General features: G+C 43.2%; 11 protein-coding genes. 4 read left to right on the top strand and 7 right to left on the bottom strand.

The annotated features are described in order from the left end of the window. Positions 1-256: 256 nt before the first annotated feature. The 5 genes from BM090_RS05425 to BM090_RS05405 form a co-directional block, all read right to left on the bottom strand. Positions 257-1,513: an MFS transporter gene (locus tag BM090_RS05425; protein ID WP_091508750.1), complete on the bottom strand. Its 1,257-nt coding sequence runs from the start codon at positions 1,511-1,513 to the stop codon at positions 257-259. A gap of 35 nt (positions 1,514-1,548) precedes the next feature. Next, positions 1,549-1,794 carry a hypothetical protein gene (locus BM090_RS05420; RefSeq protein WP_091508748.1) on the bottom strand — a complete coding sequence of 82 codons (246 nt, stop codon included), beginning with the start codon at positions 1,792-1,794 and terminating at the stop codon, positions 1,549-1,551. After that, positions 1,791-2,441 (bottom strand): TetR/AcrR family transcriptional regulator, encoded by a 651-nt coding sequence (locus BM090_RS05415; RefSeq protein ID WP_091508744.1) that lies wholly within the window; start codon positions 2,439-2,441, stop codon positions 1,791-1,793. The genes BM090_RS05420 and BM090_RS05415 overlap by 4 nt, the downstream gene beginning before the upstream one ends. A 97-nt stretch (positions 2,442-2,538) precedes the next feature. Further along, entirely contained in the window at positions 2,539-2,859 is a 321-nt protein-coding gene (locus tag BM090_RS05410; protein WP_143083878.1) for a hypothetical protein, read from the bottom strand. A gap of 217 nt (positions 2,860-3,076) precedes the next feature. Next, on the bottom strand, positions 3,077-3,541 hold the full coding sequence (locus BM090_RS05405) for a hypothetical protein (RefSeq protein ID WP_091508738.1): 465 nt from the start codon (positions 3,539-3,541) through the stop codon (positions 3,077-3,079). A gap of 174 nt (positions 3,542-3,715) precedes the next feature. On the opposite strand from BM090_RS05405, the gene BM090_RS05400 reads away from it, so the two are divergent. Next, complete coding sequence (locus BM090_RS05400; protein WP_091508735.1) at positions 3,716-4,330, top strand: deoxynucleoside kinase; 615 nt, start codon at positions 3,716-3,718, stop codon at positions 4,328-4,330. A 76-nt stretch (positions 4,331-4,406) separates the two neighbouring features. Here the strand turns inward: BM090_RS05400 and tgt are convergent, their stop codons facing one another. Beyond that, positions 4,407-5,537, bottom strand: coding sequence for a tRNA guanosine(34) transglycosylase Tgt (gene tgt / locus BM090_RS05395; RefSeq protein ID WP_091508731.1), 1,131 nt, complete (start codon positions 5,535-5,537; stop codon positions 4,407-4,409). Positions 5,538-5,575: 38 nt separating this feature from the next. Beyond that, complete coding sequence (locus tag BM090_RS05390; RefSeq protein ID WP_091508727.1) at positions 5,576-7,375, bottom strand: ABC transporter ATP-binding protein; 1,800 nt, start codon at positions 7,373-7,375, stop codon at positions 5,576-5,578. A gap of 345 nt (positions 7,376-7,720) precedes the next feature. Here BM090_RS05390 and BM090_RS05385 point away from each other — a divergent pair, with 345 nt between their 5' ends. From BM090_RS05385 to BM090_RS05375, 3 genes are all read left to right on the top strand, one after another. Then, the gene (locus BM090_RS05385) at positions 7,721-9,466 is read left to right on the top strand and encodes a tetratricopeptide repeat protein (protein WP_091508723.1); all 1,746 of its coding nucleotides are present in this window, start codon (positions 7,721-7,723) and stop codon (positions 9,464-9,466) included. Positions 9,467-9,751: 285 nt separating this feature from the next. After that, entirely contained in the window at positions 9,752-12,520 is a 2,769-nt protein-coding gene (locus BM090_RS05380) for a TonB-dependent receptor (protein ID WP_143083877.1), read from the top strand. 54 nt (positions 12,521-12,574) lie between these two features. Next, the gene (locus tag BM090_RS05375) at positions 12,575-13,972 is read left to right on the top strand and encodes a hypothetical protein (RefSeq protein ID WP_091508718.1); all 1,398 of its coding nucleotides are present in this window, start codon (positions 12,575-12,577) and stop codon (positions 13,970-13,972) included. The last annotated feature ends 3 nt before the right edge of the window (positions 13,973-13,975 follow it).

The following is a 13,975-nucleotide window of genomic DNA, read 5'->3' as shown; positions in this document are numbered from 1 at the left end:
ATAACTAATGCTTGGCTAATTGGTGCGAAAGCAAATATACAAACAATTCTGACTAAGTCCCTAAAACAATGCAGAAGGCCACTTTCCGAAAAACATGACAGAAGAAAGTTTGTATAATAACTGTTTTGTTGAAATTTATGCCAAAAAGACAGTTTAACGAGTCTCCTTTTGCTTATTTTTATGTGTATTGTATTCAAACAAAAAAACGCCAACCACTTATTAGAGTAGTTGGCGTTTTTTTATAAAATATAAAAAATTAGGCTGCAGCCACTGCTTTGGCTTTTTGTTGTTGCATATAGCTATTGAGCCAATAAATCAGCCCCAAAGCCACCAACATACTGCCAATGACCGTATAGCCCAACAGCGGATAATTTCCCAACGAGCCATCAGGATTTTGCACCACGATAAGCCCCGCCACAAACGAGGCCACACCGCCCGAAATTTGTTGTACGGAGGAGTTTACACTCATAAACGCGCCTCTGTCTTGTGGAGCTGGCACTTCCGACACCAATGCCGAAGCCGAAATCATGCGGGCATTAATTCCCACAAACATCACCACCGAAACGGCAATACAAACCCACAGCGGCGTAACGCCAAAGTGCGTGTAAACAGCCACCATGCTCAGGCCTATAAACGTACCGATAGCAAACACGGGAAAACGACCGATTTTGTCGGACAAAAGCCCAATAATGGGCGAAACAATCATGGTAGAAACACCCGTAATGCCATAAATCCAAGGCAGGTCTTCCATCGGAATTTTTAAGTTGTTGGTAGTGAATGTACTACCAAACGGCATGAGCATAAAACCGCCCGTTGCCAAAAGTGTGGTAGCCACAAATGCACGCAAATAATAGCTGTTCGAAACGGTTGTAAATAAGTGGTGCAGCGGGTGGCGGTCAAGTTTTTGCAAATGCAAATGGCCTTCGATGGGTTTCATGTAAACCATAATCACTACGCCCAACACAATACCCAAGCCCACAATTACCCAAAACGGAACGTGCCAGTTGTAGGCGTTGGCCAACGAAAGACCGATTGGCAAACCCAAAATCTGACTTGCAGCAAAAGCCATTTGTACGGCAGCCATCACGCGGCCACGCATTTGCGGAACAAACAAATCGGTGATAATGGCAAATGATACTGAGCCAATTACGCCCCCAAAAATGCCCGTGATGATACGCGCCATCAGCAGAAACTCGTAGCTGGTAGCCATCGCGCAAAGGCTTGTGCCAAACAAAAAGCCCACATAAAAAAACATCAAGAATTTTTTGCGGTCGAAGCGGTCGGCAAAACCTGCGGCCAAAAGCCCAGATGCTCCCGCACTAAACGCATAGCCCGACACGACCGCGCCAAACTGCCCCGTCGTGATGTGCATTTCGGGCATTAGGATAGCTCCCAGTGGCGAGAGCACCATAAAATCAAGGATAATGGTAAATTGCAAAAGAGCCAAAATAATGACAATAAACAACTGATAACCAGTGAATTTGTCAGCATTGGCAGAAGGAGAAGTTTTCATTTTATTTGATGTTTCTGATTCGTTTTGATAGAAAATTAGTCGGGCAATTCTTCACAAAAAAAGCCTTTGCCCTGAAGATATTGGATAATAGTGGGAGCATCTACCGCGCCGCCAGCTTCTACGCGTAGCACGCGGTCGGTATCGTCCAATGCAATGTTACATTTTTGAACGAAAAAAGATTTCCGCAAGAAACTGCAAATCGCGGCAGCTTCGTTGGCACAATCAATATTAGTCCGAAAAACTAATACGTCTGGTACAGAAGATAAGCCATTGATGTTCATTGATGAAAACAGAAGGAAAATGTTAGCCAAATAATAAGGGAGAGAGATAATAACTTGTTGGGTGAGAGTGCTTTGATAACCAATTCGAGTGTTTGGTCAAGTATTTCGTCGGTGAGCGTAAACGGAATGTGGCCTAAGGCGCGGCCTGCGGTATGAAAATACAGCAAGTTGTACAACGGTGCAAAAGCCACCGACCAATACACAGGTAACGACAAGGTAATTACTTCGTTGTTGCGCTGGGCGTTGGCCACAAAACCGCTCATTTTTTCCGAAAACTCTTTGCTAATCGTTTGCTTGACTACGCCGTGATAAGGCGAGTTTTTGATTTGCTCAAAAAACTGCACTGCAATCGGATTTTTCATCCAATAACTGGCGCGGTTTTTCCATTGTAGGCGCAATCCGTCGGCAAAAGACATTTCGGACGAAAATCCTTCTAAGGCCGCTTCGGTCATTTTCAGGCCTTCTTCTACGCCAATTTGCGTAATGAGGTCGTCTTTATCGCGGTAATAAATGTATAGTGTGGCAGGAGAAACGCCAGCCGCTTTGGCCAACTTCTGCATACTAAATCCGTTAAAACCTTCTATTACAAGCATTTCGAGTGCTTTTTCGCGCACCAAATTTACCTTGCTTTCGTCTCTTGTTCTCATAGCGGCAGCAAAGATAAATGAATGTTTGTTTACTTTTAAAATTTTTCAGCAAAAAATAAAAAAACCGAGCAAGATGACCTTACTCGGTTGGTATGAATTATTTACATGTCGTTGCTTTTTTGTAGTCCGCAGAATCAATGGAATAGCGTAGTGTATATGACCGTTGATTGACCAACTCCTTCGTATAATTATCGTATTCTTCAAGGCTGAAAACGCCATTACCTCCAAATGTTCCTGACGAGAAGTCTTTGAAATAAACTGTGCATTTATTTTCACCAAAAGAAATGGATACAGTATCGCCAATAACATTTCCTATAGATTCACCATGAAACGGATTGGGCAATTCTCCTTTTTCATCAATCCTCACGGAATCTTGTGGGTTGATAAGAAAGGAAGAAGAATTGTAATGATTCTTCACATTTAGCTGTATTGTTTCTGGTAATGTATTTTTGTATATATATGTTGCTGATCTAATGGGCAGTTCTGTTATCTCGTTACCACAACTAACCATCAAACTAATTCCAGTAAGCAAAGAGAGCATCCAAGTTGTTTTCTGTAGCATTGTTATATTTTGTTAGAAGGTTGATTTAAAATAAAAACAACCGAGCAAGATGACCGTACTCGGTTGGTATGAATTATTTACACGTCGTTGCTTTTTTGTAGTCCGCAGAATCAATGGAATAACGCAGCGTATATGACCGTTGATTGACTAAATCCTTCGTATAATTATCGTATTCTTCAAGGTTGAAAACGCCGTTACCTAAAAATGGACCTGATGTGTACTTTCTTTTGTAAGAAATACAGGTGTTATTAGCAAATTTAATAACAACAGAATCGCCAGTTCTATGCAATAACTCATTTCCCAAAAAAGGATAAACGCTGGGGCTTCCACTATAGGAAAAGACCACAGAATCTTTATATCCCAATGGGTATTGGATTGAAGATTTTTTTTCTGGGTCATAAATTTCCAAATCAATAGGGCTACTAAAAGTATTGAAATACACATAATTAGCCTTTCCGACAGGTTCGTCTCCTTCCCCTTTTTTACAAGACACTAAACTAATTCCAATAATCAAAGAGAGCATCCAAGTTTTTTTCATAATGAAGGTTTTTATAAAAATAATACTAACGTGGCAAATCTATAAAATTAAAACTTCAAAAAAAACGACATGGCAACGCATAACCAATTATATTTGTTGCCTCAAAAAACTTGATGTGCACTTCGTGGGCGCATCGGCCTTGTCTGAAGTTCTAAAATCACAAAAATAAATCGTATGCACATCGCTATCGCTGGCAATATTGGCGCAGGCAAAACTACGCTTGCTTCCAAATTAGCCCAACATTATGGCTGGGAAGCGCACTTTGAAGCTGTGGATAACAATCCGTATCTGTCTGATTTCTATGAAGATATGAATCGTTGGTCTTTTCATTTGCAAATCTTTTTTCTCAATAGCCGCATTGCGCAAATCCATCACATTCGCAACAGCCAAAATCCTATTATTCAGGACAGAACTATTTACGAAGATGCTTATATTTTCGCTAAAAATCTGCATGATTCGGGGCTAATGACTTCCCGCGACTACCAAAATTATCTGGGGATTTTCAATACCATGCACAATTTTATTCAGCCGCCCGACTTGCTGATTTACTTGCGTGCCGACTTGCCCAAACTCGTGGGTCAAATCGAGAAACGTGGCCGCGACTACGAAAACAATATTCGTTTGGAATACCTCAAAAACCTTAACAAGCATTACGAAGACTGGATTTCCACGTACAAAGAAAGCCGCTTGTTGATTATAGACGTGAATCAACTCGACTACGCCGCACGCGCCGAAGATTTGCAATTGATTATCCAGAAAGTAGATGAATCGTTGGCACAAATTGCCTAACGTGCTGTATATCAATAAAAAAAACGTTATAGGTTTCTGGAATCTATAACGTTTTTTTGCTATATAAAAAAGGAAATTAAAGGCGTTGCATCACTTGTTTGATGGTCTGTGTTTTCCACGCTGCAAATGTTCCTTCTTTGATTTTCTGGCGTGCCTGTTGCACCAAATGCAGATAAAACGACAGGTTTTGAAGGCTGGCAATTTGCATTCCCAAAATCTCCTCGCTAATAAACAAATGGCGAATGTAGGCCTTCGTATAAAACGAGGAAACGTAACCGTCCAGTCCTGGGTCTAAGGGGCTAAAATCGTTTTTCCATTTTTCGTTGCGAATATTTACAATGCCTTGTGTGGTGAAAATCATGCCGTTACGACCGTTGCGCGTTGGCATTACACAATCGAACATATCCACGCCCAACGCGATTCCTTCCAAAATATTGGCTGGCGTACCCACACCCATTAGGTAGCGAGGTTTGTCTTTTGGCAAAATATCGCACACCAATTCCGTCATTTCGTACATATCTTCGGCAGGTTCGCCCACCGACAGGCCGCCGATGGCGTTGCCTTCGCGGTTTTGTTCGGCTATAAATTCGGCGGAGGCTTTGCGCAAATCTTTGTATGTGCTGCCTTGTACGATTGGGAACAGCGTCTGAGAATAACCATATTTTGGTTCGGTGCTATCAAAACGCGAAATGCAACGTTTGAGCCAGCGATGCGTCATGTCCATAGACTTGCGGGCATATTCGTAGTCGCAAGGATAGGGCGTACATTCATCAAAAGCCATCATAATATCCGCGCCGATAGTGCGCTGAATGTCCATGACACCTTCGGGCGTAAAAATATGCTTCGAACCGTCGATGTGCGATTTGAAAGTTACGCCTTCTTCTTTGATTTTGCGCGTACCCGAAAGTGAATATACTTGATAACCACCACTATCCGTCAGGATTGGTCGGTCCCAACCATTAAATTTGTGTAAGCCGCCAGCCTGTTCCAGCACCGACAAGCCAGGGCGCAAATACAAATGGTAAGTATTGCCTAATATGATTTGGGCTTTAATATCTTCTTTTAGTTCGCGTTGGTGAATGGCTTTTACGGAAGCCGCCGTCCCGACAGGCATAAAAATCGGCGTTTCGATTGTGCCGTGGTCGGTAGTGATAAGCCCTGCACGTGCTTTGCTGCCTGCGTCTTGGGCTTCTAATTTGAATTGCATAAATCTTTGAAAAAGTAAATTTTTGTTTTAATAAAATCTTAGGCTTTCAACTCGAACTGCAGCTTGATGAGGTTGGCGTAAAGGCCGCTGTCGTTGGTCAAAAGTTGTTCGTGTGTGCCTTGTTCAATGATGCGCCCTTCGTTGAGTACATAAATCGTATCTACTTGGCGAATCGTGGCCAAACGGTGCGCGATAATGATTGTCGTGCGGTTTTTCATTAGCTCATCGAGAGCGGCTTGTACGAGTTTTTCGGATTCGGCATCTAATGAACTGGTCGCTTCGTCCAGCACCAATACCGCAGGATTTTTGAGAATGGCACGCGCAATGGCGATGCGTTGGCGTTGGCCACCCGAAAGTTTGATACCGCGTTCGCCTACAATTGTTTCCAAGCCTTCGGGGAAAGCCGAGATAAAATCCCAAGCGTTGGCCTTACGCGCCGCGTCTTGTACTTGCGCTTCGGTCGCTTCTGGCAAGCCGTAAGCAATGTTTTCGCGAATTGTTCCCCCAAAAAGCATTACTTCTTGTGGCACTACACCAATGTTACGGCGCAATTCTGTAATGTTATAATCTTTAATATTTTTATCGTCCACCGAAATAAAGCCGCTTTCCAGTTCGTAATAGCGCGAAAGCAACTGCACGATGGTTGATTTGCCCGCGCCACTGTGTCCGACTAACGCCACTTTTTTACCTGCTTCCACTTCAAAACTAATGCCTTTCAGAATTTGTACGTCCGCGCGTGATGGATAGCTAAAACGCACATTATCAAAACGAACCGAACCGTTTACGCGTGTATTTGGCACGTTGTCGGCCAAGTCGATTTCGGATTTTTCTTCCAAAATTTCCAAAATACGCTCAGATGCGCCAATGGTTTTTTGGAGTTGGCCGTACATGTCGCCCATGCCACCGACAGCCGCCCCAATAAACACCGTGTACATCACAAAGGCCACCAAATCGCCAATCGTGATGAGGTTGTCTTGCACGAGTCCCAAACCGTACCACATAACCAACACGATACCGCCAAAAATCGCGAAAATGATAAACGAAATAAATCCGCCACGAAACATGGCCGTGCGCAACGCATTTTGTAACACTTGGTCAAGGGTTTTGCGGTAGCGCGACACTTCAAAAACTTCGTTGGTGAAGGCTTTTACAATATTGATCGCCTGCAAGGTTTCTTCGGCTACTACGTTGGCTTCGGCGAGTTGGTCTTGCGACTTTTTGGAAAGTGTACGAATGTATTTCCCGAAAATAATCGCGCCAATCACAATGAACGGAAACGAGGACAACATGACCAGCGTCAGGCGCGTAGAAATGAAGAAAATAAAAAATACACCGCCTACGAGCGTAACTAATTGTCTGAAAAATTCGGCCAGCGTCAGCGACAACACGTCTTGCAACTGGGCTACGTCGGTGGTCAGGCGGCTGGTTAGTTCGCCCACGCGACGTTGTTCCATAAAGGGAACGGGCAGTGTTACCATTTTGCTATACAAAGCCAAACGAATGTCTTGCAAGCTGCTTTCGCTCACGCGCGAGAAAAGCAATACGCGCAAAAACGAAAAAACACTTTGTAATACCAAAATGCCAATGATGCTCAAAGCCAATGTGTTACGGTCTTGTTGCATGCTTACGCCTACCGCCGAATCCACGAGGCGAGCTGTAACATATGGGAATACCATCACCGTAAGGCTGGAAAGTCCCAAAAAGACCATTCCCGTCAAAAACATATATTTGTACGGCCACACAAAGTTGAAAATGCGTAAAGCTTTGCGCAAACCTTCTTTGGTTACTTTCTTTTTATCTTGTTCTTCTACGGGAGAAAAAGCCTGTCGTTTTGCCATTTTATTGAAAATGAGATTTTTATGTGCTTAATAGTTTTTTGTGTCGAGTGAATCGGGGCAACCAATCGCCTGTTGGGCTGGCAGCTGACGTGTTTGTATCCGAAAGATTTCGGGGTGCAAATCTACGTTTCTATTCAGGATATACAATCTATCAGGCGGTTAAGAAGTTTATTTTATTCAAATTCAGGGGTTTGGACGCTTTTAAAAGTTGCGTCATGGATGGATTTTATATATTTGCTCGTCCAAATCGTCAGTTAAGATGAAAAAGATATGTGCCGTTTTGGGCACCAATACACTGGTTATGAGTCTTCTTTTTTTCTAACATAAAATCTTTCATCACTGGCAATGAAGCCTTCTGTTATTCTTTTTTATTTTTTAATGTTGAGTTTGGGGAGTGGGGGACGATGCGTTTGGGCGCAAACTTTGGGGGCAGTTACCGAAAAAGATAAGATAGATAAACTATTGGTAGCGGCTACCCAAGAATCCCAGAAAAGCCATTTACTCAATGACTTGGCATATTTTTATTTGGGTTTTGCTCCAGACTCTGCCTTTAAATTGGCGAAGCAAGCCCAAAAAATTGCCCAAAAATATCATCAACCAGACGCTTTGGCAACAAGCTATTTTATTTCGGGAAGGGTATTGTATGAGCAAGGCGCGTTTAATTTGGCCTTAGAAAATTATCTGAATGCGCTGCAATTGTACAAAACGCAAAAAGACCTGAAAGGCCAAGCCGTCACCTACCAGCATTTGGGATTGGCGTATCAGTATGCCAAAAAATTGCCCGTAGCGTTAGATAATTACAGAAAAGCACTGGATTTGTTTGGGCAACTGGACGATAAAGCAGGAATTGCGGGGACGCTTAGTTACATAGGCCATTTGTTTGAAAAGCAAGAATCATACAAGGAAGCCATTGATTATCAGCAAAAAGCCTTTACGATATATGAACAGATTCAGGATAAAACGGGTTTGGCAAAAGTGTTGGACAATATGGGCAGCATTTATGAGGATTTGAAAGATTATCCCAAAGCTTATGAGTATTTTGCGCAGGCTTTGGCCTATAACCGACAGGTCAACAATCAGGTAAACGCCGTTGTGGATTTGAACAATTTGGGCGATATTCTCCAAAAACAAGGCAAATACGAGGCTTCTCTTCCTTTTTTCTTTGAGAGTTTGGCTCTGGCGCGTAAGCTCAACCAACGATACCAGCTGCGCAGTGTTTATCGCGATATTTCCCAAACGTATTTTTTGTTGGGCAACTCCCCGAAGGCTTATACTTATTTGGATTCGGCTTATGTGATGTACGGAGAAGTATATAATTTGGAAACGGCTCGCCAAATCGCAGAAATGCAAGCCATTTACCAAACCCAAGAAAAAGACAAAGAAATTACGTTGCTGGAAAGAGATAAGAAAATCAGTACGTTATGGTGGTATATATTGGGCGTTGGCGGAAGTTTATTGTTTTTGTTGGCCGCCGTGATTGTGAACAGGCAAAGGCTTTTACTCAATAAAAATAGAAAGATTTTGGAGCAAAATCAGCGTTTGTTTGAAGCCGAACACGCTTTGCAGCGTACCGCGCTGGAAAATGCGCACCTGAATGAAGTGCAACTCAAAATAGAGTTAGAAAATAAGCAATTAAAACAACAAACGCTTCAAAATGAACTAGATACGCGCAACAGAGAACTGACAGGCCGCACGCTGACCATCGTACAAAAAAATGAAATATTGACCGATATTGTTACGCAAATTCAGGTGGCTTTGCGCAAACCCGTAGCCGAAAAAGACGAGCTATTGCAGCAGCTTTCGGGGATGATAGATAAAAATATTCAGCTCAATAAAGATTGGAACGAATTTCAGTTGGCATTTGAGCAAGTGCACAACGACTTTTTTAGTCGCCTGCAACAAGAATATCCAGACCTAACGGCAGGAGATTTGCGGCTCTGCTCGCTTATTCGCCTCAACATGGACTCTAAAGACATGGCCAATACGTTGGGAATTTCGCAAGATAGTCTTCGGGTGAACCGCCACCGCTTACGCAAAAAACTCAGGCTACAACAAAAAGACAGCCTCACCAATTTTATGATGACTTTCTAAGCTCCAAATGCTCGGATAAAGAATGTTTGCAGATGCTTTGCGTCCTTCTAAAGTCGCCAGTGGAAACGCGGGCGGCTTTTTCTTTTTCCAAAATGCTGAAAATAATTGTTATGCAAAATAGCCTCAGTATAACCGCAATGTTAGGATAAAAACCGTTTTGCGCAGGCAATTTTATGATTTCGTTATTGCTGCCTTTTTGTAACGCCAAAAACGCCTTTGTTGCCTTTTTGCTTATGCCAATGGCTTGTAAGCCAGTCGGCGGCCTTCTAAACTTGTGTCAGATTTGTGAAAGCAATCACCATTATTTATTCTGACATGAAAAACTATTTCAATTACTTTCTATGCCTGATGGGCTTGTCCCTACTGTCTATTACGCAAGCACACGCCACTACTATCAAAGGTTTTGTAGCGGAACTGCAAAGCCGCGAACCGCTGACTGGAGCAACCGTTTATTTGGAAAATACCGCTTATAATGCGGTTACGGGTTTGGACGGAAGTTTTGTGCTCAAGAATGTAGGTGCGGGAAAGTATAAACTTATTTGTCAGTTTATCGGGTATCAAACCCACCAGCAAGAAGTAGTGGTGGGGGAAGAACCTTTTATCTCATTGAATATTGAGTTGCAGCCGCGCGAAAACTTGCTCAATGAAGTAAAGATTGAAGCCAAAACCAATAAAGAGTCCGATTTGAGTGCTCGCAAAATGGAGCAGTCGGCCAGTCAGGTAATGAATATCGTATCGGCCAAAGCCATTCAGATTTCGCCAGATATTACGGTAGCTAACGTGTTGCAACGTGTGTCGGGTGTTACGTTGGAGAGAAGTAATAACGGCGACGGTCGTTATGCGGTATTGCGCGGCATGGACAAACGCTATAATTATACGTTAGTCAATGGCATTAAGATTCCGAGTCCAGACCCTTACAACCGTTACGTGCCTTTGGATATTTTTCCGTCGGATTTGCTTCAGCGATTAGAAGTAACCAAAGCCCTTACGCCCGACATGGAAGCCGACGCGATTGGCGGTGTAGTCAATATGGTGATGAAAGATGCCCCCGAAGAAAAAACGTTGACGGCTAATTTGGGGACGGGTTATGGCCAATTGTTTTTTGATCGCTCTTACAAGCATTTCGATCACTCTCAAATCAATATGCAATCGCCAGCCGCGCAGCACGGCAACAGCTATTCGGCCACGATGAAAGATTTTCCTTGGGTTAAATTCAAGAATCAAAAACCTGCGCCGAGCTTGATAGGAAATATAAGTTTTGGGAATCGCTTTTTTAATCAAAAATTAGGTTTGTTGGTGGCGGGGTCGTACCAAAATACCTATCGCGGTTCGGACGGTTATTTGTATCGCACCAAAATAGACGCATACAACAGCCCTCGATTTACGGAATTGTTGGTGCGCGAGTATTCCATACAACAAACGCGCATGGGTGCAAACGTAAAGATGGATTATCGTTTGAACGAGAAAAACACACTTCGTTTATACAATGTTTATTTGATGTTAGATGAGTTGCAAACGCGTTACACCTTAGACACCACCTACAAAAACACGTCGGTTCGTCCCGTGTTGGCCGATGTGGATATTCTTAATCGTTCTCGTTTTCAGCGACAAAGTATTTATAACAATACTTTACAAGGCGAACATGAGGCAGGTCGTTTCTTGTTCAACTGGTCTTTGGCGTATTCGGCGGCTACCAACAAAATTCCTGATTTGGCCGAGCAAAGCCTAAAAATGAGTTTGGAAGGCGTAAAGTATCAGGACGTGGAACGTATTTGGCAAGAAAATGATGACAAAGACAAAGCCGCGTATCTAAACATTGGTTACAGGCCAGCGTCTCGTTTGCAGGATTTGGAGTTTTGGGTAGGTGGTTTGTATCGCCACAAAAACCGCACAAATTCTTATTTGGATTATCGCCTCAAAGCCTCTGGAAATTTGGCCACCGACATAAACGACATAAATTCAGAGCCTTATACGGTTTTCAATCCGTTGGGGATTTATGTGGGAGCTAATAACTACACCGCCAAAGAAGATATTTCCGCCGCCTATTTCAAACTTCAATTTTCGCTCAAGCAGTTGCATGTGTTGGCGGGAGTGAGGGCAGAAAATATCAATCAAGAATACCAAACCAGTTTGCCCAAAACCGAAGTAGGCCGCACGGGTAAGCAAGTTTATACAGATATTTTGCCCAGCGTACATTTTAAATATGTGCTAAACGAAAAACAAAATGTGCGTTTGTCGTACTTCAGTTCGTTGAGCCGCCCAAGTTATTTTGAAATTACGCCTTACAACATTGGCGCAGGCGTAACCGACAATTTCCCTGAAGCAGGCAATCCATACCTCAAACACACTACCGCCAATAACATTGATTTACGATACGAATATTTTGGGCGCGGCAACGACCAAATCTTGGCGGGATTTTTCTACAAAAAAATACAGAATCCCATCGAATACGGCTTAGTGGCTGTGCCAAACTCCACGATTACGGTTTATCAGCCCAACAATTTTGGTTCTGCCACGAATTATGGCTTTGAATGGGTGGGCGTGAAATTTTTAGGAAAATTCGGATTCTCGACCAACTACACTTTCACTATTTCCGAAATCACGACGACCAAGCTGCGCAACATGGTCATTCAGGGGGGCATTACCAGCGAAAAGGTGAAACAGACCCGACCGTTGCAAGGGCAATCCAAGCACGTGGCCAATGTGTCTGTTTTTTATAAAGATGTCAAACAAGGCATTGATGTACAATTGGCTTGGGTTTTTACGGGCAAACGCATTATACAAGTGGATCAGTTCGTGGGGCTGGACTATTGGCAGCGCGACCAATCGACATTGGATTTGTCTGTTGAAAAACGAATTTTTAAAAAATTCACGGTGTACACCAAAATCCAAAACATTCTCAACTCGCCCTATCAAGTGGATATTCGTGCGGCCTATCCTTACACCGCCGCCACAGACTATCATTACCCTTATCAGGACAGCAACAGCCGCATTAACGTAATTCAAAACAAGTACGGGGCATATTACTTGCTTGGCCTGCGCTACAAACTATAAAGCTCATTCTTAATTTCTTTTAATACTTTATAAACTCTTTATTGGTTAATTTTTATGAAAAAAATCTTTTACTTGGCAAGCTCTTGCCTAATGGCTATTGCCATGTTTAGCTGCGACAAAGACAGCACTGAAGTTTCCGTTGCGGAAGTAATCGTCGGTTCTAAATTCACAGGCGATACACTCAAGGCAGGTTCGAGCATCAAAGGTACGATTCCTTCGCGTACTGCTCCTTACTACATGACAGGCGACGTAACCGTAAACGAAGGCGATACGCTTTACATCCAAAAAGGTGTTAAAATCATCGTTATCGGCAACCAGAGCAGCACGAGTACTTTCGGACAAGCTACCAACAACCCTACTTTCTTTATCAAAGGTTCTTTGTTGGTGGTAGGTACGCAAGATGCTCCCGTAGAATTTACCATTAACGATAATCTTAAAGGTGACCAAACGACCTTGCAAGACCCTGCCACAGACCCCGCATTTAAGGGTTATTGGGGTGGTTTCAACTGCGACGCGGCCAATCTTGCGGTTTTCAAATGGGCTAAAGTATCGTATATAGGAGGCCCTTGGGGAGCAAATCCGCCAACAGGTTATTCGGCAGGTGACCCTAAATACGGCATTTCTTATTTGGCAAGTAAAACCAATGCAACTTTGGTGGTAGAAGATTCGTATTTCTATGGTTCGGTGGACGATTGTATCCGTACCCAAAATGTTAAGTTGAGCATTATGCGAAGCAAATTTGCTAAAACTGGTAAATCGGGTGGCGAGGCTATTAACATGAAAGACGGAAGTACTGGCGACGTGGCTTTCAACCTTTTTGTGGGTGGAGCTACCAACGGCGTGAAAGCGGCTTCCGTGTCTGGCACAACGCACCAAACCAACATTAACACTTACAACAATACGATTCTGAACACAGGATACCGCCAAACCAAACAAGGACGCGGTGGTTCTATCAACTATGAAACCTTGGCCAAAGGCAATATTTACAACAATATGATTGTCAATTGCCATTTTGGTTTAAGACTTCGTTCCCCAGAATATCCTGACACGACCAATATCAAATACGGTTATCAGTATTATTACGGCGCAACTTCCGACCTTGTGGCCGAATTTAACGCCGCAACGACGGGTAGTGTAACGCGCAATCAGGCCACTGACGTTAAAGGTGGTGTGGGTGAAAACGATCCTTCTTTCAAATCTTTTACCTTGAATTTGGCGGCTGGTACAACGGCTGCTCCTTCTGATGAAGCCAAACGCACTAACTTTTTCCGTAGCACCGACGATTTGAAGCTAAACGCTACTTCTAAGGCCTTGAATAAAGGTTACACAGGCTTTAGCCCAGTCAATTCCGTAGCGAATTTGAATGTGAACGGTATTTTCAAACCAACTGTTTCAAACCCTGGCAAAGACGCTGGCGCATACCAAGCCGACAACTCAGGCAATTTGCAATAATTA

The organism is Flexibacter flexilis DSM 6793 (assembly GCF_900112255.1).
Taxonomy (GTDB): Bacteria; Bacteroidota; Bacteroidia; order Cytophagales; family Flexibacteraceae; genus Flexibacter; species Flexibacter flexilis.
The sequence above is the reverse complement of the archived record's forward strand: the minus strand, read 5'-3'. Positions and strand labels throughout refer to the sequence as shown.

Excerpts from the sequence above, each read along its gene's own strand:
- BM090_RS05425 (WP_091508750.1), bottom strand. The coding sequence starts at position 1,513 with ATGAAAACTTCTCCTTCTGCCAATGCTGACAAATTCACTGGTTATCAG.
- BM090_RS05420 (WP_091508748.1), bottom strand. The coding sequence starts at position 1,794 with ATGAACATCAATGGCTTATCTTCTGTACCAGACGTATTAGTTTTTCGG.
- BM090_RS05415 (WP_091508744.1), bottom strand. The coding sequence starts at position 2,441 with ATGAGAACAAGAGACGAAAGCAAGGTAAATTTGGTGCGCGAAAAAGCA.
- BM090_RS05405 (WP_091508738.1), bottom strand. The coding sequence starts at position 3,541 with ATGAAAAAAACTTGGATGCTCTCTTTGATTATTGGAATTAGTTTAGTG.
- BM090_RS05400 (WP_091508735.1), top strand. The coding sequence starts at position 3,716 with ATGCACATCGCTATCGCTGGCAATATTGGCGCAGGCAAAACTACGCTT.
- tgt (WP_091508731.1), bottom strand. The coding sequence starts at position 5,537 with ATGCAATTCAAATTAGAAGCCCAAGACGCAGGCAGCAAAGCACGTGCA.
- BM090_RS05390 (WP_091508727.1), bottom strand. The coding sequence starts at position 7,375 with ATGGCAAAACGACAGGCTTTTTCTCCCGTAGAAGAACAAGATAAAAAG.
- BM090_RS05385 (WP_091508723.1), top strand. The coding sequence starts at position 7,721 with ATGAAGCCTTCTGTTATTCTTTTTTATTTTTTAATGTTGAGTTTGGGG.
- BM090_RS05375 (WP_091508718.1), top strand. The coding sequence starts at position 12,575 with ATGAAAAAAATCTTTTACTTGGCAAGCTCTTGCCTAATGGCTATTGCC.